Genomic DNA, 23,563 nt, shown 5'->3' on the forward strand with positions numbered 1-23,563 from the left:
CGTACGCGCGCCGCCTCCGCGGCTGGGCCGGTCGGCTCCACGGCTTCAGCCACCTCCCCGTTCCACCGACATCAATTCGAACTCGCTGGAAATTTCCGGAAGACGCACATTCATGAATTACATTGCTGGATCAAATTACTGTATGAGCCCACAGCGCCCGTTCCCGGTTCAGCCAACACAGTGAAATATGCAGTCACTGAGGTAGCTGGCCGCCTTTTTTTAGGGAGTGTGATGGGATTAAGGCGACCTGCCTATCGGGGTGCATAGCTCGTGGTCTGGACTGCGCCATTTTCTGCCCATGTCCGCTGTTGCTTGTACGCCGTGGTGATTGGAAAAGAGATGGTGGAAATTTCCACAGTTAAGAGGATGTCTCACGTGGTGATGGTGTGAGCTGCGGCATGATGTCTCTTCGTGAGTGCCGATCTGTCGCAGCGGCTGGTTCCTGACGGTCTGTGGGAACTCGTCGCCCCGTTGTTGCCGTCGTTCAACTCCCGTCCGCAGGGTGGTGGGACTGCGCCGCTGGATGAGCGGGCTGTGTTCACGGCGGTGGTGTACGTGCTGACCAGCGGGTGCGCCTGGCGGCACCTGCCGGAGACGTTCGGGGTGTCGCCCGCGACGGCACACCGTCGGTTCACCGCGTGGACCCAGGCGGGGCTGTGGCGCCGATTGCACCGGGCGATCCTGGACGAACTCGGCGCCAGGGGCGAGCTCGACTGGACCTCCGCAATCGTTGACGCCGCGTCGGTGCGGGCGAAAAGGGGGGTTCGCTGACCGGGCCGAACCCGGTCGATCGCGGCAAGAAGGGCAGCAAACTGCACGTGCTGTCCGAGGCCCAGGGCATCCCACTCGCCATCGCCGTGTCCGGCGCAAACATGCACGACAGCCTCGCCCTCAAGCCGCTGATCCGTGGCATACCCGCCATCCGTTCCCGGCGCGGACCCCGTCGGCGCCGCCCAGTCAAACTCCGCGCCGATAAGGCGTACTTCTCCGCTGACCACCTCGCCTGGCTGCGTGAACGGGGGCTGATCCCGCGCATCGCCCGGCCGGGCATCGAATCCGGCGAACGGCTCGGCCGGCACCGCTGGAAGATCGAGCGGTCCATCGCCTGGTTGTTCGGCTACCGCCGCCTCACCGTCCGGTACGAACGAAAGGGCTCGCACTTCCTCGCCTTCCTCGGCCTGGCCGCCGTCCTGACCTGCTACAAGAAACTCGCGAAACTTGCCACGTGAGACACCCTCTAAGCTTTCCCGGCGCACGCGCACTGTATCGGTGTCCCTGGCAGCACTTGCGATCGCGAGTGCCCCGCTGGTCTCTCAAGCCCAGGCCCTGGTCATGTCGCCGGGTGTGAACGCCCTGCATGCACCTGGCACTCCGGGGGCCCCGCAAACCCCGGTCACGGTGTTCGTCGAGGACTTCGAAAACACGGGCGAGACTCCGACCTTCCTGGAGGACTACGTCGGCGCTCCACCGCTCAACGCGACGTACACGGCCGACCCCTCGTGGCTTGACCACGACCAGTGCAACGGCATCATCCTCAATCAGACCGGTGCTGATCAGCCCAACTGCCCGGCAGTATTGAAGGACATGGCCAATGCGCTGGGGCAGGTGGGGGGAACGAATCCGCCGACCAACCACGTGGTCGCGGCCTACACCAACTGGGTGCCACCCGGCGCCGACCGGGTGGAGTTCCGGACCGAGCAGCCGATCCCGATCGCGAAGCCGAACCGCTACATCACCTTCGCAGTGGACGCAGCCGCCATGAACTGCGACCAAGCGAACCCGCTGCTGAAGTTCTATCTGACCGGCAACGGGTCGGACATCCCTACCTTCACCACCCCCATCAATCCCTGTACCGATCCCAACTCCAAGCCCTATCCCGAAGGAAGCGGGCTGAGGGCCGGGACGTTCGCCGGCAACAGAGCTGTACTGTTCAACGACAGCCAGTTGGGTATCAAGCTGGTCAATGAGCAAGGCGACTGGTTCGGTAATGACCACGCATTCGACAACATCCGGATCCTGGATGCGACACCGCAGCTGGACAAGGCGTTCGGTCCTGCCACGATCGATCAGGGTGGCACCTCGACACTCGCCATGACGGTGACCAACACCAGCGAACTGGCGGCGAAGGACGACTTCAGCTTCGCCGACAACCTGCCCGCCGGAGTGGAGGTGGCCTCGAATGCGAACGCATCGACGACCTGTGGCAACGGCACGGTGTCCGCGACGGCGGGGGGTGCGTCCGTCGCTCTGGACGGCGGCGACCTGGCCGTCGGCGAGAAGTCCTGCACGGTCACGGTGGACGTCACCACCAACAGGCCCGGCACCTACGTCAACCGCCCCGAATCCATCACCACGGTCGGCCTGAATCTCCCGGACCCCGCGACCCTGACCGTCATGGCAAAGGACTCAGCCGTGGGCACCGCGACAGGCTCGCCCGGCCTGCTGTCCGGCAACGTCGTACAGGCCCCGGTGGACATCCCCGTCAACGTGTGCGGCAACTCCGTGAACGTCCTCGGAGTACTCAACCCGGCAACGGGTAACGCCTGCGTCAACGGCTAGCCGACCAGGTCCCTCGCCTCGCCGGGACCGGGCGGATCCCGGCGAGGCACAGATCGCCGCACGAGGGCAGACAGCCATGAGGGCCCGTTCCATGAGGTCGCCCCACGCGGCGATCGAACCGCCAAAGCGGCTGCCGCAGGTTCGAATCCTGCCGGGCGCAGCACGTTAAGCCACTGACCTGGGGTTTCTCTCCCAGGGAAGCACTTTCCATTCGGCCTCGGACTCCTCGTCCGGGGCCGTATGTGTGGGCCGAAGGCGGGCGGGACGGGAGCTGGGGTGAGTGGTGGATCGAGGTGGCTCGCCTCCCGCGAAGTGGTGCATGCGAGCCGAGGGTGGCCATCGCCCGGATTCGAACCGGGGTTTCCGCATCGGGGCGAACCCGAGTGCGGTGTCCTGGGCCGCTGGACGACGCGTGGCCGGACTGAACCTATCCACTCACTGCTGGCGCGCCCATCCTTTTCTCACCGGGAATGGCGAGCACAGGTTCGTCAAGAGGGCACCGATTCCTGACATCAACCGCTGACGCCAACAGGCGGGAACGACTCCGCCCAACGTCGAACCTCAGCGGCGGGCGAACCAGCGTGCGGCGGAAGTCAATTGATCCGGCTGTCTGCGCCACGGTGCCTCCTCACGCAGCCAATCACCCAGGGCCTCAGCATTGACCCAGTCGTCCGGATCGATCGAAACCACCACACTGGCACCCCAGCTCATGACGCTCGTCATACCTGACCGGGAAGCGTCAGCCGAGCGCTTGTCGGGCTGCGGATGAGAACGCAACCGTGCCCGATCCCTGCCCACAAGAGCAAGGATCCGGGCCGCATCCAAGCTGTCCCAGGCGAATCGACGCTGACATGCGACAGCAACTAACTGGTCAGCCCGTGAGCGGCGCGTCCTCGTGCGTGACCTTGGCATCAAGAGAGTGACCAGAGCCGCGGTCGTTCGGGCCGATTCGCCGCTCCTGGCAGGAACACCGGCCGCCCGCAAGCGCGGCCTGGTCTCGCCGCTCGGCGTGCCCACTCTCGTCGATGGCAACAGCTTCGCCTACCGCACAGTCCGCTGCACCGACATGCCGGACCGGTTCGATCTGGGCGCAATCGGCCACGGACCGACGGCGGGCACGCCGGACACGCAGCTTCCCGTGGGCCGCACGTCGACCGGACGCACACACGGGCCCTGATCACCTGGCCCTGAGCGTGGAGAGCGCTCCGGATCGGGCAGCAAGGCACATCCGCCCGCACAGGAAGGAAACGAGATGGCACCGCAGGGCAGCACCACGCTCAAGGCCGCTGCGGACTTCACGGCCGACACCGACTCGGACTTCGACATCGACATCGACATCGACATCGACATCGAGACCATCGCGTGCGCCCCGGCAGCCGGCTGGATCGGCCGGACGCAGATCACGGCCAAGGGCACTCCTACGGAGTCCGCCCGGCCGTCCTCGTCACCAGGTACCACTCCCGGCCCAGTGGCCGAGCGGGACGGGTTCGGCACACATGAGGCCGCCTGCCCCGCTCCGGCCCTGCACAAGCGTTCCGGCCCTGCACATGGACGACGGCCGGACCTGAACGGCAGACGTCCACACCGTCGTACGGCCCTGATGACGGGACCGTTCGGCCCCTGCCGGAGACGCCGGGTGCCGCGATGTGATGGAGGAGGACCGGACCGAGGGTCGCCGCGCAGGACGGACCGAGGTGCGCCATGCACAACTCCCCCACCCCCACCCCCACCGCACGGCCGCGCCTCCTGACCGGCGCGTTCGTCCCGCCACGGCTCGAACCCGTTCTCCTGGCCGTCACAGCGGCGGCCCTGGTGGCCGGCGGCATCGCCTGGCTCGTCGGGGACGGCAGCCTCGCAGACCTCTTCTGGGGCCTGGGCACCGTATCCGCCGTCCTCCCGGCGGTCGGGTGGGTGCTGGCCGCGCTGCGGCACGGGCACGCGGGCGTGGACCTGATCGCCGTACTGGCGCTGGGCGGCACCCTGGCTGTGGGCGAGTACCTGGCCGGGGCCCTGATCGCGCTGATGCTCGCCACCGGCCGCACCCTCGAAACCGCCGCCCAGCGGCGTGCCTCCCACGACCTGCGCGCCCTGCTGGAACACGCGCCGCGCTCGGCACGCCGCCGCACCGATGCCGGGGTGGACACAGTGCCGCTGGCCGAGGTTGTCGTCGGTGACCTGCTCGTCGTGGGTCCCGGCGAAGTGGTCCCTGTGGACGGCCGGGTGGAGAGCACCTCCGCCGTCCTCGACGAATCGGTGCTCACCGGTGAGCCTCTCCAGGTCGAACGGGCGAATGGCGAAGGGGTCCGCAGCGGTGTGGTCAACGCGGGCGGCGCCTTCGAGCTTCGGGCGACCGCAACCGAGCAGGACAGCACCTATGCGGGCATCGTCCGCCTGGCCCAGCAGGCCGGGGCGGAATCCGCGCCCGTCGTGCGGCTCGCCGACCGTTACGCGGCGTGGTTCCTGCCCCTGACCCTGGTGGTGGCGGGACTGTCCTGGCTGGTCGGCGGCTCTGCGGTAAGGGCGGTCGCGGTCCTGGTGGTCGCCACCCCGTGCCCCCTGCTGCTGGCCGCGCCGATCGCGATCGTCTCCGGCCTCTCCCGCGCCTCCCGCCTCGGTGTGGTCATCCGCGACGGCGGCGCCCTGGAGAACCTCGGCCGCGCCCGCACCCTCCTGCTGGACAAGACCGGCACCCTCACCGGCGGCCGCCCCCGTGTCCTGGACGTAACCGCCGCGCCGGACCGGAAACCGGCGGAAATACTCCGCCTAGCGGCCTCGATCGACCAGTACTCGCCGCACGTCCTGGCCCGGACCATCGTCGACACGGCCCGCGAACGCAAGCTGGAGCTGTCGGTTCCGTCGGACGTCACCGAGGAACCCGGACGGGGTGCCTCGGGCACCGTGGACGGGCACCAGGTCTCCATCGGCCGCGTCGACACCTCGGACGCACAGCCGCCCTGGGCAGAAGCCGTCGACAACCGCGCGCTCCTCGACGGCGCGGCCGTCGCCTGGCTCACCGTCGACGGCCGGCCGGCCGGCGCCGTCCTGCTGCGCGACCCTGTACGGCCCGACGCGCCACGCACCCTGCGCCTCCTGCGGGCGGCGGGTATCGAACGGCTGCTGATGCTCACCGGCGACCGCGCCGAACCCGCCCAGGAAATCGCCGCCGTCCTCGGCCTCGACGGCGTACGCGCCGAGCTCAGCCCGGCCGACAAGGTCTCCGCCGTGCGCGCCGAACGCGAACACGCGGTCACCCTGATGGTCGGCGACGGCGTCAACGACGCCCCCGCCCTCGCCGCCGCCGACATCGGCGTGGCCATGGGAGCACACGGCTCCACCGCCTCCTCCGAGGCCGCCGACATCGTCTTGACCACCGACCGCGTCGACCGCCTCGCCGACGCCGTCATCATCGCCCAACGCGCCCGGCGCATCGCCGTCCAGAGCGCTCTCGGGGGCATGCTCATGTCCCTGGCAGCCATGGCCGCAGCCGCCTTCGGCCTGCTCCCACCCGCCGCCGGTGCGCTGCTCCAGGAGGGCATCGACGTCGCCGTCATCCTCAACGCCCTGCGCGCCCTGCGCGTCGACCGGACCGCGCAGCCCGCCCTCGCCCCCGGCGCCGAAGCACTCATCCACCGCTTCGCGGCCGAACACGACGACCTCCAGGACGTCCTCGAAGCCGTACGCGACGCCGCCGACCGCCTCTCCGACAGCCCCGGCCCGCAAGCCCTCGCCGCCGTCGAAGAGACCCACCGGCTGCTCACCGAACGGCTGCTGCCGCACGAGTACGCCGAAGAACACCAGCTCTACCCGGCCCTGGCCCCCACCCTCGGCGGCCCCGAGGCCACCGCCACCATGAGCCGCGCCCACGCCGAGATCGAACGCCTCTCCCGGCGCATCGCCACCCACCTGCAACTGGCCCACGCCGACGACGGCCTGGCCCCCGGGCAACTCGACGACCTGCGCTCCTGCCTCTACGGGCTGAACACCGTCCTGCGCCTGCACTTCACCCAGGAGGAGGAGAACTACTTCTCACTGGCCCCGTGACATCGCCCCCTGCGGCCCCACATGGTCCGGTCCCGGGCCATCGCCATGCGCGAGCGCCGTGGCACGAGCCAGCATCGCGCCAGGTCAGATGCCATCCGCATGCGCGCTCTTTCGACCTGGGACTTCAGGCATCTCGTTCGGCGCCGGAAGCACGAGTCCTCCAGTAGGCCATGAACTCCATGCCGAACCCGACGACGGCGAGGACGATACCCAGCCGGAAGAGCAACAGGCTTTGCCGTTCCACTGCGCCAAACACCATCAGGTCAATGCCCAGGGTCGGGAAAAGGATCCCACCAGCGGTGTACCACCGCCCTTTGCGCGCCTGGTTGATGGCCGATGCCACACTGAGTAGCAGAATCAAGCCCAACACTGCCATCCACATGGCGAAATCCTCCCAGAAGATGATCTCCTTTAGAACGGGAACAGTTGGCGCGGCGCCTCACGGCAGGCGTGTCATCAGACAGCTACGACCGGTATCAACGACAGCAGACAGGAGCGGCGTTGGACGACCTCGCGAAGCCTGAGGGCTTTGAGGTTCGCCGACTTGGGGGACGCCCGTGGGGCGACTCGGGCTGCGTCGTCCTCGGCCTCGACGATGCTGCCCTTGGTCGACCGGAAAGCAAAGGAACGCGGGAGTGCTGCATGTGTGCAGGTCCGGGTGCGATCGGATGTTCCCTGTACGGGGCGGAGATCGCGACCTCCGCTCACGCCGCCGCGGTCGCGGCTGACCCGTTACCCGCCCGACACCCCCAACACCTGACCGTTCCACGCCCGATGAAGAGAGCGAAAGCGCTGTGCACCAGTACGAGAAGGACGGACCGGCGATCTACCGCCAGTCCTTCGCCACCATCCGCGCGGAGGCGGATCTGGCAGGCCTGCCCGCCGATGTCAGCCAGGTCGTGGTCCGCATGATCCACGCCTGCGGCATGGTCGACCTCGTACGCGACATCGCCTTCACGCCGGACGTGGTGGCCCGCGCCCGTGCCGCGCTGCGGGGCGGTGCGCCCGTCCTGTGCGATGTGGCCATGGTTGCCAGCGGCGTCACCCGCAAGCGGCTGCCCGCGGCCAACGAGGTGGTGTGCACCCTGTCCGACCCGGCGGTGCCCGGCCTCGCGGCGCGGCTGGGTACCACCCGTAGCGCCGCCGCCCTGGAGCTGTGGCGCGACCGGCTGGACGGCGCGGTCGTCGCTGTCGGAAACGCGCCTACCGCCCTGTTCCGGCTGCTCGAAATGATCGAGGAGGGCGCACCGCGGCCCGCCGCGATCATCGGCGTGCCGGTCGGTTTCGTCGGGGCCGCCGAGTCCAAGGACGCCCTGGCCGCGCACCCGTCCGGGCTGGAGCATCTGATCGTGCGAGGCCGTCGCGGCGGCAGCGCCATCGCGGCCGCCGTCCTCAACGCGATCGCCAGCGAGGAGGAATGAGCGTGCGGGCGTGCGGGCCCGGGTCGCCGTCGGCTACGCCTTGTGGAGGACGTGCTCGCGCAGCCAGGCGACGGCCGATTCCGGCGCGCCGACGACCGGGACGCCGGGGGGAACGGGCGGGCGCCTGACCACCACGACCGCAATCCCCGCCTCGCGGGCCGCGGTGAGCTTGGGGGCGGTGGCGGCTCCGCCGCTGTCCTTCGTGACGACGACATCGATGCGATGGCGGCGGATCAGCTCGCGCTCCCCGTCGAGCGTGAACGGGCCCCGGTCGAGCAGCACCTCCATCCGCGCGGGGTGCGGCGCGTCCGGGGCGTCCACCGAACGCATCAGGAACCACAGCTCATCCAGGCCGGCGAAGGCGGACAGCCCGGTCCGTCCGGTGGTGAGGAAGACGCGCCGCCCCAGCGCGGGCAGTGCCGCCGCGGCCTCCGCCAGGGAACCCGCCGGGCGCCAGTCGTCGCCGTCGCCGGGCACCCAGCCGGGCCGGCGCAGCGCCAGCAGGGGGACATGGGCGGCAGCGGCGGCAGCGGCCGCGTGGAAGCCGATCGTCCCGGCGAAGGGATGGGTGGCGTCGATCAGCGCGTCCACCCGGTGCGTACGCAGCCATGCGGCGAGCCCGTCGGCCCCGCCGAAGCCGCCGATGCGCACCTCGCCCGGGGGGAGTCTCGGACCGGCCACGCGTCCCGCGAGCGAGCTGGTCACCCTGGCCCCGGGGAGCTCCGCCACCAGCAGCCCGGCGAGGCGGCGGGCCTCCGTCGTCCCGCCGAGTACGAGTACGTGCATCGGGTCCGTCCATGGGCGAGGCGAGGCGGAGGGCGGCGCGGTCAGCTGTTGCTTCCGGAGCCCGGAGTGCTCGCGGGTTTGTGTACGGACCACTGCGTGACGGGCATCGCCTGCCGCCAGCCGGTGAAGCCACCGACCGGGACGGCGTGGGCGACCGCGAGTCGGACCAGGTCGCCGCCGTAGCGCCGGTACCGCTCGGCGAGCAGTGCCTCGGACTCCAGCGTGACCGTGTTGGCGACCAGCCGGCCCCCGGCGGGCAGGGCGTCCCAGCAGGTGTCGAGCAGGCCGGGCACGGTCAGGCCGCCGCCGATGAACACCGCGTCGGGCACGGGCAGTTCGGCCAGATCGTCAGGGGCCCGGCCGGTGACCACGTGCAGGGCGGGCACCCCGAGGCGGTCGGCGTTGTGCGCGATGCGTTCCGCCCGTGCCGGATCGCTTTCCACGGTGATCGCGCGGCAGGACGGATGGGTCCGCATCCATTCGATCGCGATGGATCCCGAGCCTCCGCCGATGTCCCACAGGAGTTCGCCGGGGGCGGGCGCGAGCACGCCGAGGGTGGCGGCCCGGATGTGACGCTTGGTGAGCTGCCCGTCGTGCTCGTACGCCTCGTCGGGCAGGCCGGGGACGGCGCCGAGCCGCAGGGCGTCGGGAGTGCGCCGGCACTCGACGGCGATGACGTTCAGCGGGTCGCCCGGTGGGTGCGGCCAGTGCTCCGCGGTGCCCTCCACACACGCTTCGTCCGCCCCGCCGAGCTGTTCGAGCACGCGCAGTCGGCTGGGCCCGAAGCCCTGCTCGCTCAGCAGCCCGGCCACCGCGGCGGGAGTGCCTGCGTCCGCGCTGAGGACCAGCAGCCGTCGGCCGTCGTGCAGGGCGGCGGCCAGCCGGGCGGCGGGGCGGCCGACCAGGGTGACGACCTCGGTGTCCTCCACCGGCCAGCCGATGCGGGCGCAGGCGTAGGAGACGGACGACGGGTGCGGCAGGATCCGCAGCGCGTCGGCGCCCAGCACTTCGGTGAGGGCCCGGCCGATTCCGTAGAACATCGGGTCGCCACTGGCCAGGACGGCGATCCTGCTCCCCGCGTGCGCGGCGAGCAGGCCGGGGACGGCGGGCCGCAACGGCGAGGGCCACGGCACGCGTTGTCCCGGACACGATGACGGGAGCAGTCCCAGTTGCCGCTCGCCACCGATCAGGACCTGTGCGCCGACCAGCTCCGAGCGCGCCGCCTCGGTCAGTCCCGCCCATCCGTCGGCACCGATTCCCACGACGGTCACCGCAGGTGGGGCGGGGTGTTCGGGTGGTGCAAGGGTCACGGCCGGTACCTCGGTGCTCGGGGGGCTGACGCAGCCGAACTCTACTGTCCGGCCGCGCCCGAACACCGGCCAGGTGGTCTCCACCCCGGCCCGCCCCAGTCCGTCCCAGTCCGCCCGGGTTCAGGACGACGTGACGTCCTTCGACCACGGACGCCGGCCCGGCGAGGCGCAGTTCGGGCACCAGTAGCCCTCCTGCTGGATGAATATCCAGCCGCGCTCCGCGATGTACGGCGAGGCAACCGTCGCGCTGTGCAGCACATGGCCGAACAGGTCGGTCTCGATGTCCGGCGGCGGCTCCGCGATGACCAGGTCGAACACGGCCCGTGCCGGGCAGCCGCGGCGGTCGCACGCGAGGTAGAACCGCACAGGGCCGGGTGGCTCTCCGTCTGTGGTCAGGCTCATACACCCACTATGGACGGGGAGTCGGCCCCGCGGTGCCGGTTTCCGGGCACCGGACCACCGCACGGGCGCGGCCCGCCACACAGGCCCGGACCGCCGTACAGGCCCGGACCGCCCGTCAGCGGCAGGAGACCATCAGCTGCGCCGCCGCGTGATGCGCGCCCACCCGCTCCTCGTCGCCCCAGTCCCGCCCCCGGTCGATCAGCCGCACGGCAAAGATGTCGCCCTTGACCGGGTAACTGCCCACCGCCACCTGGCTGCCCCGGTGCGCGCTCTGGCGTACGGCAAAGCCCCGGTAGGCGGAGTCCGCGTCGTCGGGGTCGAAGAGCAGCCGGTAGAAGGTGGGGTCACCGGCGACATCACGGTCGTGGGCGCTGCTCGGTACGAAGACGGTCAGCGCGCACTCCCGGTAGCCGTCACCCAGGTGCCAGGACCACGTGGCGGTGTTGCCCCGGTCCTGGTCCGGGCTGCCGGACATGGGGACGGCGCTGAACCGGCCGTCGCACGAACTGCCGTGGTAGCCGCCCGAGTCGACCGTGTACCAGCCGTCGTCGCCGTTCTCGTAGCGGCCGTGCTCGCGGTACTCGCCGGTGGTGCAGCCGGGCCCGGCCCATGCCGTGTACCGGTAGCGGTCGTTCCCCGACGGCGATCCGGCGGTACGGGACGGGGACGGGGTGTTGACGGGTGACGGCTCCGGGATCTCGGTGCCCGAGGGGCCGATCCGGGTGGGCGCGCCGCCCCTGATGTCGTCCGGTGCCACGCCCGTGCGGCCCACCGCCTCCGTACGGCTGCCCGCGCCGCCCGCCGATGCCAGGAGTGTGACGGCCGCGACCAGCGAACCGGTCAGCGCCACGACTCCCGCCAGCAGCAACGCCTTTCGGTTGCGGGACAGCGTGGATATCCGGCCCGCGAGCGTCTCGCGAACGATCCAGGAACCGTCCGGGCCGCCCGGGCCATTCGCGCGGGTCACCGAGCCGCAGTCCGGACAGACCATTCCCGGTAGCGCACCCCGCCGTTCACCACCGCACCGTTGGCACCTCATGGCAGCACACCATGCCAGGGCATCGCGCCCGGAGGGAGGGATCGCGCACGATCGGCCCCCGCCCCGCGGCAGCGGGCGGGTTCAGCGCAGCTCCTCCGGGCACGGTGTGCCGGGTGACAGCTGATAGGGCGCGGCCAGCCGGTAGACGCCCGGCCGCGGCGCGAGCAGTTCCGTCCACTCGTCGCCGTCGCCGTCCTCCTCGACCTTGATGAGGCAGCCGTTGGTGTTGAGATACGTACGCGGACTGTTCTCGTCCTCGCGCCGCTTGGACGCCTCGGTCTCCTGCGGCCGCTCCACGCTCTTGCCCTCCTCGTCGACCAGGGCGAGCCAGCGCGAGTACGGGATACGGATCAGGATCCGGCCGGCCTTCTTCACATGGATGGTCAGCTCGCCCGCACCGGCCTGGTCCACCGTGGCCGGCGGATCGGCCAGCGGCACCGGGCTGTCGACCTCGAAGAGCCGCCAGTTGGCGTCCGACCAGACGAGCTTCAGATACGACAGCCCCCCATCGACCAGCTCCGCCTCCTGCATGGCGCCGGTGGAGTCCGGCGTCCCGCTGGGCAGCACCACGTAGTGCACGGCCCAGCGGTCGAGCCACTGCCGGTAATTGGCGCTGTCCAGGGTGTCGTCGTAGAAGAGCGGGTTGCGCTCCATGTCCGCCTGCCGGTTCCAGCCGCGGGCCAGATTGACGTACGGCGCGAGCGCGGACGCCTCCCGGTGGCTGCTCGCGGGCACGACCTCGACCCTGCCGCGCTCGGCGCCGACCTCCTGCAGCTCATTGACGAGCGGGGCCAGCTCACGTGTCCAGGAGGCGGTGGGGGCGGTCCGGACGATGTCGTCGACGCCCTTGAAACCGATCCAGAAGTTCAGCCCGGCGAACGCGAGAACGAGCGCGTACCAGCGGCGGGAGCGCGGCTCCGTGTACGGCAGTGCGGCGAGCAGCACCACACCGGCGAACAGCATCGCCATCCGGGTGACGTTCGAGCCGATCTGCGAGTCGACCACATAGGTCAGCAGCGTCCCGACGCCGTACACGGCGGCCGCGGTGCGGACCGTCTTCCAGTCGCGCGGTACGAGTACGAAGACGAGCACCGCGAAGAGGAACGGCAGCGACAGGGTCGCGATCGACATCGGCTGCGTGCCGGAGAACGGGAACAGCCACGAGGACAGCGCCACGACCACGACCGGGGCCAGGCCCAGCGCGTACGCCCCGGGGCGCCGCTTGTTCAGGAAGAGCGCGGCGGCGACCACGCCCAGGAACAGTCCGGCCACGGGGCTGCTCGCCGTCGCGAGCCCGGCGAGCGGGGCGGCGACGGCCGCCTTCGCCCAGCGCTTGTACCGCCACCGGTGGGGCCAGCAGAACACCGCTGCGGCCGCCCCCACCGCGAACATCATGCCGAGCCCGAACGTCACCCGCCCGGACAGCGCGTTGCACAGGTACGCGAACGCCCCGGCGAGCGAGCAGGCGAGCGGATTACGGACGGCCCGGACCCGTACCAGGATCAGCGCGGTCAGCGCCGCCGACACGGTACCGGCGATCATCATCGTCGTACGCACGCCGAGCATCGACATCAGATACGGCGAGACGACGCTGTACGAGACGGGGTGCATGCCCCCGTACCAGGCGAGGTTGTACGCGGTCCCGGGGTGCCGGCCGACGAATTCCGCCCAGGCGTCCTGGGCGGCGAGGTCGCCGCCGCTGTTCGCGAAGAAGAAGAACCAGAGCAGGTGGGCGGCCGCGGCGACCGCGGTCGTCAGCAGGACCGGGTGGCGGCGGCAGCGCTCCTGGAAACGGCCGGCCCGGTTGCCCTCCCCCGGCGCGGGGGCCCGTCCGGAATCCTCGGCCGAGTACGTGCGGGCGGTGCTGCGCTTCGCCCGTGTGGGCTCAGCAGTGGTCACTGCGACTCTCCCCCGTCCTCGCCCGGACGCGTCGGAACCGACGATGTACTGCACGGGCCTCTTGGCCGGAAGACGCGTCCCGGGGTCCACACGTTGCTTCCGGGACGCTAGCACGCGGCTTTTTGCCCTGATCCGAAAGGTCCCTGAAGCGGGATGTTCCCCGATGTGCCCGGCAATGGGCGTTCAAGATCATCGAGTCGGTGGGCAGGTGGGCGGACGGACTGTGCCCCGCGGCGCGGTACGCGCTGCGGGGCACAGGTCTTTCAGGCGCTTGATCCGGGTCAGGCGATCCGGGTCAGCTTCTGGCCGAACCCGGGAGCCTTCAGGTCCTGCTGCAGTGCCACCGGGGCGCTGACCTTGCCGGGCCCCGTGCCCACGGTCACCACGCCCACCTCGGTGCCTGCCGCCGCGCTGTGCGGGATCTCCTTGCCGTTGTCCGTCATGGACAGCTCGACATCGAGGCCCGACCAGCCCTTCGCCTTCAGGTCGCGGGTGGCGACCACCGGTGTCCGGCTGCCGAGTCCGTCGTCCACGTACCCGACGACGTCGCCCTTCTTCACGACCGTGGCCGAGGTGACGGCCTTCTGGGCGCCCTTGATCAGCTTGAGGCTGTTGTCCAGCGACATCACGAGGCTGTCGTACGGCTGGCCGGTGCCCGCCTGCTGGCCCATGACGGCGCCGTAGATCCAGAGCTTCTTCCCGTCGACAACCGTGTTCGCGGACCAGAGCAGGTTGCCGCCCGCGGGGGTGGACGAGCCGGTCTTGATGCCGCTCACGCCCGGCTGCAACAGGATGGTGTTGTTGTTGTAGATCGTCTGGTCGATACCCGGGATCTTTATCTCCGGGGTGTCGACGATCTCCCGGAACACATCGTTCTGCATGACCGCCTTGGCCAGCTTGAGCTGGTCCTGGGCGGTGGAGACGGTGCTCTTCTCCAGACCGCTCGGGTCCGTGTACGTGGTGCCGGTCATGCCGAGGTCCTTGGCGGCGTCGTTCATCTTCGCGACGAACTCTTCCTCGGACGCGGAGTCCCAGCGGGCGAACAGGCGCGCCGCGTTGTTCCCGGACGGGATCATCAGCAGCTGGAGCAGCTGCTTCTGGGTGAACTGCTGGCCCTTCGTGATCGGCGCCGTCGACTCGTCCTCGCGCTTGGACTCGTCCTCCGCCTGCTGGTCGACGGTGATCTTCTCGCCCTCCTCCTTGCCGGTGAGGGGGTGCTCCTTGAGGATCACGTACGCCGTCATGACCTTGGCGACGCTGGCGATGGGCGCGGGCTTCTGCGCCCCGGCGGAACCGAGCGAACCGACGCCGTCCACGCTCACCGCCGACTGCCCCTGCTCCGGCCAGGCGAGGTCCAGGTCAGTGCCCTTGAAGGTGTACGTCGACTGCGCCGACAGGCCCAGCTCGGGCTCCGGGAGCGGACGCACCGCCTGCGCGATCGCAAAGACGATCAACAGGAGCAGGACCAGCGGGGTCCAGATCTTGACCCGGCGGACGGCGGTGCGGACCGGCGTCTGCGGCGGCGGGGGCGTGTTCGTCAGCTCGGCGAGCAGATCGAGCGGCGGCTTGGGCGGCATCGGCTGCTGCGTGGTCCGCTCGGCACCGGAGAGCGCGGTCGGCATCTGCGGCTTGCGGGGTGCGGGCGCCTGTGCCGGTGCCGGTGCCGGCGGGGCGTCCTCCCCGCGCAGCGGTACGAACTTGCTGGTCCGCTCCGCGGCGGACTCGGGCTTAGGGACGGGCGGGACGATCTTCAGCGCGGTCGTCGGCTGGTCGACCTTGACCACGGGGGCCCTGAAGACGGCGGTCGGCTGATCAACCGGGCGTTCTTCGGTGCGCTTGGCGTCGGCTTCATCGACCTCGTCGGCTTCATCAGCCTCATCAGCCTCGTCGGCTTCATCCGATTCATCCGAGGTGGTCGCCTTGTCCGAGACCTCAGCGACGGGAGCGGCCGGAGCTGCCGGCTCAGGCGCGTCACCCTCCGCAACGACGTCGGCGTCCTCGGAGGCGCCGTCCTTCGCGCCGTCCCCCTTGCCGACCCACGCAGCAACCGCCGCCCGCAGCCGCGTGTCGCCTTCCTCGGGCACGGCAGCATCGGCGGGCTCGGCGACGTCCTCGCCCTCCGAGGACTCGGCAACGTCCGTGCTCTCCGAGGGCTCGGCACCCTCAGCAGCATCGACGACGTCCGAGGCCTCCGCGGGCTCCGCGTCCTCCGAGGACTCGGCGGCCTCGGGCTCGGAGGACTCATCGGAGGTCTCAGAGGCCTCCTCCGGGCCCTCGGCGACCTCCCCAGCCCTCTCGGCACCCCGAGCGCCCTCCGCGTCCACGGAGCCCTCCTGGGCCCCGGAGCCCTCAGGCTGCTCCGGGCTCTCGCCGGACTCGACGGTTCCGGCGTCCTCTCCGGCGCCCTCGCCATCCCCGGACGGCCCGGACGGCCGCGTCCGGAAGACGGCCGTCGCCGTGTCCGTCCCGCCGCCGGTCTCGTCCCCGGCTGACGGTTCACGGAAGACGGCAAGCCGCGGATCGCTCTCGCTCCGAGCCGTTCCCGACGACTTCTGCTGCTTCGACTTGTCGGGGGACTCGCCCGCCACCGATGCCTCCTCCATGCGGCGCGGGGACATCCCCGCGCTGTCCGAACCATCTACCAGTGTCCTGTGTGAACCACCGGCCCGGCTGCTAGACGAGAACGACATACTTACTGGTTCCCATACAAAGCACCCAGGCACTCTCGACAGACCAATGTGAGAGGGGTCACCCTGTCATTCATCCACGCGGGGAGGCATGGATGGGCAGGAGCCGCAGAACAATTCCGGAGGAGCTTCTGCTGCTCGCTCTGGACCCGGCCACGGGTACCACAGCGCAGCCGCAGTCGCTCGACCTCGGCCTCGCCGGAGCTCAGCTAGTGGAGCTGGCTCTGGCAGGACGGATAGCCCCTGACGGGGATCGTATCGCCGTGGTGATGCCACGGCCGACAGGAGATCCGACTCTGGACTCCGCACTGGAACTGCTGCGCCGTCGCGGCAGCCCGGTTCGGGCGGTCCACTGGATCGGCGGACCCCGGCTGGGGCTTCGCCAGATCTACCTCGCTCATCTGGAGCGGTGCGGCATGGTGCATGCCGTGGCGGGCCAGATGTGCGGAGTGCTGCCGACGACTCGCTACCAGGCGACGGACACGGCAATCAGCCGGGACATCAGAGCCAGGCTGGACAGTGCGATCCGCACCGGCGTACCGCCGGACCCGCGGACCGCGGCGCTTGCCGCGCTGGCCCATGCGGTCGGACTCGGCAAGCACCTGTACCCCGGGAACGAGGGGCGTTCATCGCGCTCCCGGCTCCGGGACCTGATCAGACACGACCCGATGGGCGGACTCGTGGCGCACGCCGTGATGGACGTCCAGAACGGGGCGGTCGCACAGCCGCGCCGTAACCAGGCGGCCGGAGTGCCGTTGCAACCGCAAGTGCAGTCGCAGTCACGCCGCGGCAGCATGGCGCACACCGCGGTCCACTAGGACCGCACCCGTCGCCACACGCACCGCAGCACCGCAACACCGCAGTACCAACCGAATACCCGCCGCACCGTCGTCCCCATGACCCGGTTCGGGAGCCGCACCAAGCGCGGGGCAGCCGGAATCACGGCTGCCCCGCGCGTCTGCGTGTGGTCATTTCCCAGCGCGGCCGGGGGCAGGGGTGGCAATCTGCTCAGCAGTAGATACACACAGCTACATAGCCGGAGGTGCCGTTTCCGTGCCGTCCAACGTCAATCCCACCGTCAGGCGACGCCGGTTGGGCCAGGAATTGCGCCGACTGCGCGAGCTCAAGGGTATGACGGCCGAGGAGGTGGCGGAGCGGCTGCTGGTCTCGCAGTCGAAGATCAGCCGCCTCGAGAACGGCCGCCGTTCCATCAGCCAGCGCGATGTACGCGATCTCTGCGGGGTGTACGAGGTCGAGGACCACCGGATCGTCGACTCGCTCATGCAGATGGCCAAGGACTCCCGCCAGCAGGGCTGGTGGCATGCCTTCGGCGACATCCCGTACAGCGTCTACATCGGTCTGGAGACCGACGCAGCTTCGCTCCGTGTATACGAGTCACTGATCGTTCCCGGCCTGCTGCAGACACGGGAGTACGCACAAGCGGTCATCGAGGGGATGTGGCCCGAGGCCACGCCCAGCGAGATCAACAAGCGCATCCAGATCCGCCTCAAGCGCCAGGATCGCCTTACCGATCCGGTCAACCCACTCCGCTTCTGGGCAGTGATCGATGAAGCGCTACTGCGTCGCGTCGTGGGCAATCCGCAGATCATGACTGACCAGCTGTCGCACCTGGCAGAGTTGAGTGAACTGCCGCACGTGACGCTGCAGGTCTTGCCATATGCCGTCGGAGCACATCCGGGCATGTACGGAAAGTTCGCCATCCTTGAGTTCCAGGAAGCCATGGACGCAAGTGTCGTTTACCTTGAGGGCGTCACGAGCGACCTGTACCTGGAGAAGGCGAACGACGTTCAGAGCTACGCCGTGATGTACGAGCACCTGCGAGCCAAGGCACTGAGCGCCGAGAAATCCCGCGAGTTCATCCTCGGAGCAGCTGAAAGCTGCGGCACATGAGCGATCCACCCCGGCGCGGAAGGACGGACAGTACACGTACGCAACCCCAGCCGGGAAGGCCTCAAAGAGATCTGCCATCCGTATGAGTGAACGCCACTCACCTCCGGTGATGTTGCGGCGTAGCGTCGCCCGTAGAGCCGCTGAGCGCAGCGGCTGGGCACACTAGGCCCAACACCTGGCACAACCATCGGAGTCAATATGCTGATTCGGCATGACGCGCTGACGGAATGGACCAAGTCCTCATACTCCGCCGTAAATGGGGATTGCGTAGAGGTCAAGGCAACGGGGCACCACGCCGTAGCGGTTCGCGATTCGAAGGATCCGCGCTGCGGAGTCCTCGACTTCACCGCGACGACGTGGTCGATGTTCCTCTTGGACGTCAGCCGGACCACTCAGCACTGAAGCTGAACGGAGCGGCCAGCCGATCACGTGAGCCGCAGCCTGAGTCAAGCCCTCTCGACTGGCCCGCCGTCCTGGCCGAGAGGGCTGGTTGCCCGCCTACTGGTCAACCAGCAGGCTGCGGGTCTTCGTCGTGACGGAACTCTCTGCCCCCAGCACGCGCTCACACAACGGCAGATTGAGCCGTGCAAGCGCCTGCGCCTCGGTCAATTGGCCGAAGGCCGCGAGCGAAGCAGCCAGTCCCGCTCGATTCGAGAGCAGATAGGGGTGCTCGGGCCCGAGAGCCCGCTCCTGGCCGGCCACCGCAAGACGCCCGAACGAAATGGACTCCTCCAGCAATCCCCGCTCAGCAAGGATCCAGCTCAGGAGGACCGTGGCCGAGAGAGTCAGTGGGTGAGCAGCGCCGTGCACACGTTCACGGTCCGACAAGGCCCTTCGGGCAATCGGCTCAGCCTGCTCGTACCTACCGAAATGATAGAGACCGTAGGCGAGATTGTGGCGCCCAGTCACGGTGACCAGGGAGTCACATCCGAGAATCTCCTCACAGACTGCCACAGTTGCCGGCCCCATTCTGTCGAATTCCTCGACGAGATTGGCAACAGCCAAATATTCGACGAGAAGCGCTCGAACGTAGAGCGTGTCCGGATGGGTGTTACCAAGAACTCTGCTGCGAATTCCCTCCGTCTCCCTCAGAATCGCAATACAATCCTCCACTCTTCCCAGTTGGGCGAGCGGCTCATGGATGTCCTGGCGACTCTCCATTGTTTCTGCGTGCTGCGCCCCGAGCACCCTTTCCCGCCCGTCAAGAACTCTCCGGTGCAGGGTCTCGGACTCCTCGAAGCGGCCGAGCCTGAACAGGGCCACGGCAGCGCGATGCTCCGCACGGAATGTCAGTGGATGATCCGAGCCCAGGTGCGTCTGCGCCGTCTCCGCGGCGGCCTGAGCCAAGGAGAGGGAGGCTTGGTAGTCTCCGCTCTCAAAAACGTGCTTGGCCACGAGAGTTGTGACCCCGACCGCATTGAGGCCTGTGGCTGCATCCTCCACGCGGCGAAGCAGGTTCGCCGCATGCGGGACGAGTCGCCGAACACGGCCTACCGTCTGCGCTCCGCGCGTCTCGGAAGGGATCTCACCGCCGAGCAGACGCGCTGCCGCCTCGACCAGGAGCGGCCACTGATCCTTCGGCGCCGCAGCCGCCACGCTGTCGAGAAGAACGCCATGCGTCTTGATACACCGCACTACCTCGCCGCTCTCCTCCGACTCGACGAGCGAAACCATCGAATGATCCAGTAGGCCGCGGAGCGCCATCTCGATCCGATGCCCAGACAGTGGCGGATCGAAGGCGCTCAGACCGGCGGCATCGACAGACGAGGGAAGCAGCAGCGAAAGCGGAACCGGGTCAGAGCTCCAACAGGACAGCAGACGTAGCAACGAAACGCACTCGGGAAATCCTTCTTCGGCGAGAGCTCTCAGCGTAATCTCCCACGTCCGGCCCACGAGTTGCCGCGCATTCTTCTCCGAGCTCCCTGGCGCCACTCCTCGGTCAATGAGTTCGGTCGGGTTGCTGTCCAAGTGCCGCCGGTAATCGCTCATGGACCAACTCTCCAGAAGTTGACGGGACAGGAAGGATCCGGCCAAGGTCAGTGCAAGCGGGAGGCAATCGAGTCTTCGGGCCACGGTTTCGGCCTCTTCCAGGGTGCCGGCCGCAGGAGCCAGATCGCGCAGCACCAATGCCGCATCTTCCACAGGCAGTACGCCCACGCGGTGCAGCTCTGCTCCATTCCATACATGTGAGCTGGCCTGGCGGGTGGTCACGATGACAGTGCCTTGCGAACTCGGCCTCAGCCACGTGCCTTCTTCGAGGGCTGCAGGGTCATCCGCATTGTCCAGAACCAGGACCCACGGCTGCGACGAGCAGTGCAGGTAATGCCAGACAAGGTCAGCCGACGCGCGCTGTCCGTCATACGCAGCAGCAAGCTCGTACGACTCAGCACCACGGTCGGCGGCCACTGCAAGCATTCCTGCTCGGAGGGTGGCTCGTTCGGAGGCGTTGACCCACAAGCCTATGCGGCCGTCCTGGCGCGTGACTGCGTTGAAGACGCCCTGGGCCACAGCCGTCTTGCCACAGCCACCCAGCCCGTAAAGGACGTGAATTCCTCCGCTCTCATTCTGAACGGCGCCCATCAGTCTGCTCACGAGGTCCTTCCGGTCCCGAAGGACCAGAGGAGTCCGACCGACCAGCGGAGTGCGCACCGAATCCGGGGCCGGCCAGTCGAACCGATGACTGGGCTGCGCCCGCACCACCGTTCGCTGCATGGACGGCCCGAAGAGGGACGCGCTCTGGCCCGGAAGGTGATGGTGGTGGTGTTCAGTTATGTACTGGTCGCCGGTCGTCTGGTATACGCGGCCCTGGCCTGATGCCCGCCCCTGCACCAGATGCTCTGCGCCCTTTTCGGCCCCGCTCACCGTTCGGTGATGTGCTGGTCGCGGCCTGCCTGGTAAACACGGCCGCTACCAGACGCTTCGGCACGCATCCGCACCGTGCGCGGCGCACCGTCCCGCAGTTCGGGATCAAGTTCCGACAAAATCTGACGCAAGTCCGAGGCCACCTCGGGCCTTTCGCTGAGAAGGCGTCGGACACGGCCCGTCCACGCCTCGCGAAGCTCCTGCTCCGTCAGTTCGTCGCCGGTTTCCCTGGCCGTGAGCAGATCATCCCGAGCTGCATCCAGTTCGTTGAGGACCCCCTCGGCACGCGCCGGGCTGGCCCGTCGCCACAGAGCAACAATCCCCTCCCGTGTCCTCTCCCACGCATCGGTGGCCATGAGCGTGACCACAGCGGTTCCTGCAGCCCGCGCCAGCTCGATCATCTGTGCTTCCATCTACGCCCCCACTCCGCCGGTACCCGTCAGCACCTGGGTCGAACGCCCACAATAGGTGCGGCGGTTTGCGCTGTCAGGTGGGCCCACCGTCGGGCGTGGTCCGGCACGACAGAGCCAAACGCATTGTCGAAGTCGGCGCAGCCGATCGACATGGAAATCGGTGCGGGGCACGGTCGGGAGGAACAGCGCCACCAGCTCCACCCGCCCCAGGCCGGATTCCGCGACCACCGCTTCGAACCCGGTGAAGCGCTCGGCCCAGCAGTCCCGCGGGGCCTCCTGCCCCTGGAAGGCTGTGAAGGCATGGGTGCGGCCCTGGTAGGCCTGGTCGTCCTTGTACAGCCGCTTATTGATCCCGACGGTCCACTTCATGTGGTCGTCTTGACCTCCTCCCCCGCATGAGTCTGGGGGATTCTCTCTCTGGTGTCCGTGCGAACGGATCGCCTTGAGGTGGGTTCCTGGTTCTTTCCCACCCATGGGGGTGGGGGTTGTGCACTGTGCCGGGACAAGTCCTGGTCTTACCTGTGCTCCGCAGGCGTGTACTCACGTCGTTACCAGCGTGAGGCCCCCGGCCCGGGGGTGGATGGTTCAGCCTGTTGTTGCGGCGCGGATGCGCCGCCCTTCGTCCCTGATGTTCTGGCCCGCGTTGTGGTCCCGGTCATGCCGGGCACCACACGCGGAGCACATCCAGACACGGACGTGCAACGGCTTCGGGCCGTCGCGGTGTCCGCAGGCCGAGCAGATCTGCGAGGACGGGAACGCCCGGTCGACCTTGGTCAGAGTGCGCCCGTACCGGGACGCCTTGTACTCCAGCATGGTCACGAACGCCGACCAGCCCGCGTCGTGCACGGACTTCGACAGCCGCGTACGAGCCAGGCCCTTCACACCCAGGCTCTCCACACTGACCGCTTGGTTCTCGCGTATCAGCTTCGTGGACAGCTTGTGGTGAAAGTCCCGGCGCGCGTCGACCACCTTGGCGTGAGCCCGCGCAACCTTGACCCGCTGCTTGTTCCGGTTCTTCGACCCCTTCTTCTTCCGCGACAGGCTCCGCTGCTCGCGTTTGAGTTTCTTCTCCGCCCGGCGCAGAAACCGGGGCGACCGTACGCGGGAGCCGTCCGCCATGACCGCAAAGTGCGTCAGCCCCAGGTCAATGCCCTGGTCACGGTCGAGCGGGGGCAGGACCTCGTCCGCCGGGTCGGTCTCCACGACGAAGCTGGCCCAGTACCGGTCGGCAGCGTCCTTGACCACCGTCACCGTCGACGGGACCGACGGCAGGGTCCGGGACCAGCGCACCCGCACCGGGCCGATCTTCGGCAGGTTCAGCTTCCCGTCCGCCGTGATCGACCACCGGGCGTTCGCTGTGAACCGCACGGATTGGCGGCTGTCACGTTTCGACTTGAACCGCGGCTCGCCGGCCTTCGGCCCCCTTCGGGCGCCCTTGATACTTCCGAAGAAACCCCGGTACGCCGCGTCCAGATCCCGCAACGACTGCTGCAGCACAACCGACGACACCTCCCCGAGCCACGACCGCTCAGGGGTCTTCTTCGCCTCGGTGATGTACCGCTTCGACAGCTCTGCCGACGTCGGATACGGCAGGCTCTGCTCATGGGCCTGCTTTCGGGCCCGCAGACAGTCGTTGAACACCACCCGCGCACAGCCGAACGCCTGGCCCAACGCCTTGCGTTGACCAGGACTCGGCTCGATTCGAAACGAATAGCGAAGCTGCACACGCACGACCGTACGACTGAGACTCGACGACCCGTGCGACAAGATCGGAACTGGTCGACATCGCCGTCTCATAAATCGAGCCGCGCTTCATCGTGACCATAAAACGTCACAACCTGCTCGCCTGCACACTTCCGGCATACCCCCAAGAAGGGCATGCGCGTGCTGGCGCGCCAGCGCGCTGACGAAGCGGCTCCTCCTTCTCGGCCGCACGGGACCCGCATCCCGTGCGGTCTTTCTGCGCTCCTCGGTACTCCTGATGTTCTGCACAGCCTGACGAAGTGCCCGCCCATCGTGTGGCTGTCGTCACGTTCACGACAACGCCCGCGTTGGTCAATAACAAGTAAAAACGTTCGACTTGCTGATCGATGTTCACATCTCTGATCGCCAAAAACCTTGACCGAAGGCCCGGACTGGCGGTTCAATCCCCGAAGTCCCCGCTCCCGCACGGGGGCACCGCTGAGCGGCCGTACTGACGAAGTGCGTACCCGTTCACAAGGCGGACCCCCGG

20 protein-coding genes, 2 tRNA genes and 1 pseudogene are annotated in these 23,563 nt (G+C 68.7%); 10 read left to right on the forward strand and 13 right to left on the reverse strand.

Annotated features, from left to right (window positions below):
* The first annotated feature begins 411 nt into the window (after positions 1 to 411).
* The 3 genes from OG507_RS16890 (at position 412) to OG507_RS16900 (ending at position 2,719) form a co-directional block, all read left to right on the forward strand.
* Positions 412 to 1,229, forward strand: a protein-coding gene (locus OG507_RS16890) for an IS5 family transposase (protein ID WP_442810986.1) whose coding sequence is annotated in 2 segments (ribosomal slippage) — positions 412 to 754 and positions 754 to 1,229 — 819 coding nt in all. Because the reading frame shifts where the segments join, the coding sequence is not laid out codon by codon here.
* Positions 1,230 to 1,398: 169 nt separating this feature from the next.
* Entirely contained in the window at positions 1,399 to 2,559 is a 1,161-nt protein-coding gene (locus OG507_RS16895; RefSeq protein ID WP_327368019.1) for a DUF7933 domain-containing protein, read from the forward strand.
* A gap of 80 nt (positions 2,560 to 2,639) precedes the next feature.
* Positions 2,640 to 2,719, forward strand: a tRNA-Ser gene (locus OG507_RS16900).
* Positions 2,720 to 2,892: 173 nt separating this feature from the next.
* On the opposite strand, the gene OG507_RS16905 is transcribed toward OG507_RS16900, so the two are convergent.
* Positions 2,893 to 2,977 (reverse strand) — tRNA-OTHER (locus tag OG507_RS16905).
* A 143-nt stretch (positions 2,978 to 3,120) separates the two neighbouring features.
* Positions 3,121 to 3,282 carry a hypothetical protein gene (locus OG507_RS16910; protein WP_327368020.1) on the reverse strand — a complete coding sequence of 54 codons (162 nt, stop codon included), beginning with the start codon at positions 3,280 to 3,282 and terminating at the stop codon, positions 3,121 to 3,123.
* Between the two features lie 196 nt (positions 3,283 to 3,478).
* Between OG507_RS16910 and OG507_RS16915 the strand changes: the two genes are divergently transcribed.
* Complete coding sequence (locus OG507_RS16915) at positions 3,479 to 3,736, forward strand: hypothetical protein (protein WP_327368021.1); 258 nt, start codon at positions 3,479 to 3,481, stop codon at positions 3,734 to 3,736.
* A 524-nt stretch (positions 3,737 to 4,260) separates the two neighbouring features.
* The gene (locus tag OG507_RS16920; protein ID WP_327368022.1) at positions 4,261 to 6,600 is read left to right on the forward strand and encodes a heavy metal translocating P-type ATPase; all 2,340 of its coding nucleotides are present in this window, start codon (positions 4,261 to 4,263) and stop codon (positions 6,598 to 6,600) included.
* A gap of 124 nt (positions 6,601 to 6,724) precedes the next feature.
* Here the strand turns inward: OG507_RS16920 and OG507_RS16925 are convergent, their stop codons facing one another.
* Positions 6,725 to 6,982: a hypothetical protein gene (locus OG507_RS16925; RefSeq protein ID WP_327368023.1), complete on the reverse strand. Its 258-nt coding sequence runs from the start codon at positions 6,980 to 6,982 to the stop codon at positions 6,725 to 6,727.
* A 412-nt stretch (positions 6,983 to 7,394) separates the two neighbouring features.
* Here OG507_RS16925 and OG507_RS16930 point away from each other — a divergent pair, with 412 nt between their 5' ends.
* Complete coding sequence (locus OG507_RS16930) at positions 7,395 to 8,021, forward strand: precorrin-8X methylmutase (RefSeq protein WP_327368024.1); 627 nt, start codon at positions 7,395 to 7,397, stop codon at positions 8,019 to 8,021.
* Positions 8,022 to 8,054: 33 nt separating this feature from the next.
* Here OG507_RS16930 and OG507_RS16935 read toward each other — a convergent pair whose 3' ends face one another.
* The 6 genes from OG507_RS16935 to OG507_RS16960 all read right to left on the reverse strand — a co-directional run bounded on the left by OG507_RS16935 (position 8,055) and on the right by OG507_RS16960 (position 16,075).
* Positions 8,055 to 8,807, reverse strand: a complete 753-nt coding sequence (locus OG507_RS16935) for a cobalt-precorrin-6A reductase (RefSeq protein ID WP_327368025.1) — start codon at positions 8,805 to 8,807, stop codon at positions 8,055 to 8,057.
* Positions 8,808 to 8,848: 41 nt separating this feature from the next.
* Entirely contained in the window at positions 8,849 to 10,117 is a 1,269-nt protein-coding gene (gene cbiE / locus OG507_RS16940; protein ID WP_327368026.1) for a precorrin-6y C5,15-methyltransferase (decarboxylating) subunit CbiE, read from the reverse strand.
* A 120-nt stretch (positions 10,118 to 10,237) separates the two neighbouring features.
* Positions 10,238 to 10,519, reverse strand: coding sequence for a hypothetical protein (locus OG507_RS16945; RefSeq protein ID WP_327368027.1), 282 nt, complete (start codon positions 10,517 to 10,519; stop codon positions 10,238 to 10,240).
* Between the two features lie 115 nt (positions 10,520 to 10,634).
* On the reverse strand, positions 10,635 to 11,510 hold the full coding sequence (locus OG507_RS16950; RefSeq protein ID WP_327368028.1) for an adhesin: 876 nt from the start codon (positions 11,508 to 11,510) through the stop codon (positions 10,635 to 10,637).
* 129 nt (positions 11,511 to 11,639) lie between these two features.
* Entirely contained in the window at positions 11,640 to 13,457 is a 1,818-nt protein-coding gene (locus tag OG507_RS16955) for an MFS transporter (protein WP_327368029.1), read from the reverse strand.
* A 281-nt stretch (positions 13,458 to 13,738) separates the two neighbouring features.
* Positions 13,739 to 16,075, reverse strand: coding sequence for a serine hydrolase (locus OG507_RS16960; RefSeq protein ID WP_442810989.1), 2,337 nt, complete (start codon positions 16,073 to 16,075; stop codon positions 13,739 to 13,741).
* A 164-nt stretch (positions 16,076 to 16,239) separates the two neighbouring features.
* On the opposite strand from OG507_RS16960, the gene OG507_RS16965 reads away from it, so the two are divergent.
* From OG507_RS16965 to OG507_RS16975, 3 genes are all read left to right on the forward strand, one after another.
* A complete protein-coding gene (locus OG507_RS16965; RefSeq protein WP_327368030.1) occupies positions 16,240 to 16,962 on the forward strand; it encodes a GOLPH3/VPS74 family protein in 723 nt (240 codons plus the stop codon).
* 235 nt (positions 16,963 to 17,197) lie between these two features.
* Positions 17,198 to 18,055 (forward strand): helix-turn-helix domain-containing protein, encoded by an 858-nt coding sequence (locus tag OG507_RS16970; RefSeq protein WP_327368031.1) that lies wholly within the window; start codon positions 17,198 to 17,200, stop codon positions 18,053 to 18,055.
* A 198-nt stretch (positions 18,056 to 18,253) separates the two neighbouring features.
* A complete protein-coding gene (locus OG507_RS16975; RefSeq protein ID WP_327368032.1) occupies positions 18,254 to 18,457 on the forward strand; it encodes a DUF397 domain-containing protein in 204 nt (67 codons plus the stop codon).
* A gap of 96 nt (positions 18,458 to 18,553) precedes the next feature.
* Here the strand turns inward: OG507_RS16975 and OG507_RS16980 are convergent, their stop codons facing one another.
* Positions 18,554 to 20,647, reverse strand: coding sequence for a tetratricopeptide repeat protein (locus tag OG507_RS16980; RefSeq protein WP_327368033.1), 2,094 nt, complete (start codon positions 20,645 to 20,647; stop codon positions 18,554 to 18,556).
* A gap of 84 nt (positions 20,648 to 20,731) precedes the next feature.
* Between OG507_RS16980 and OG507_RS16985 the strand changes: the two genes are divergently transcribed.
* A complete protein-coding gene (locus tag OG507_RS16985) occupies positions 20,732 to 20,869 on the forward strand; it encodes a hypothetical protein (RefSeq protein ID WP_327368034.1) in 138 nt (45 codons plus the stop codon).
* 44 nt (positions 20,870 to 20,913) lie between these two features.
* Here OG507_RS16985 and OG507_RS16990 read toward each other — a convergent pair whose 3' ends face one another.
* The 3 genes and pseudogenes from OG507_RS16990 to OG507_RS17000 form a co-directional block, all read right to left on the reverse strand.
* Positions 20,914 to 21,318 (reverse strand): hypothetical protein, encoded by a 405-nt coding sequence (locus OG507_RS16990; RefSeq protein ID WP_327368035.1) that lies wholly within the window; start codon positions 21,316 to 21,318, stop codon positions 20,914 to 20,916.
* Positions 21,319 to 21,465: 147 nt separating this feature from the next.
* Positions 21,466 to 21,717, reverse strand: a pseudogene (locus OG507_RS16995) (hypothetical protein); the annotation flags it as partial.
* A 198-nt stretch (positions 21,718 to 21,915) separates the two neighbouring features.
* On the reverse strand, positions 21,916 to 23,055 hold the full coding sequence (locus OG507_RS17000) for an RNA-guided endonuclease InsQ/TnpB family protein (protein ID WP_442810990.1): 1,140 nt from the start codon (positions 23,053 to 23,055) through the stop codon (positions 21,916 to 21,918).
* Positions 23,056 to 23,563 lie beyond the last annotated feature (508 nt).

This window comes from Streptomyces sp. NBC_01217 (genome assembly GCF_035994185.1).
Classification (GTDB): Bacteria; Actinomycetota; Actinomycetes; order Streptomycetales; family Streptomycetaceae; genus Streptomyces.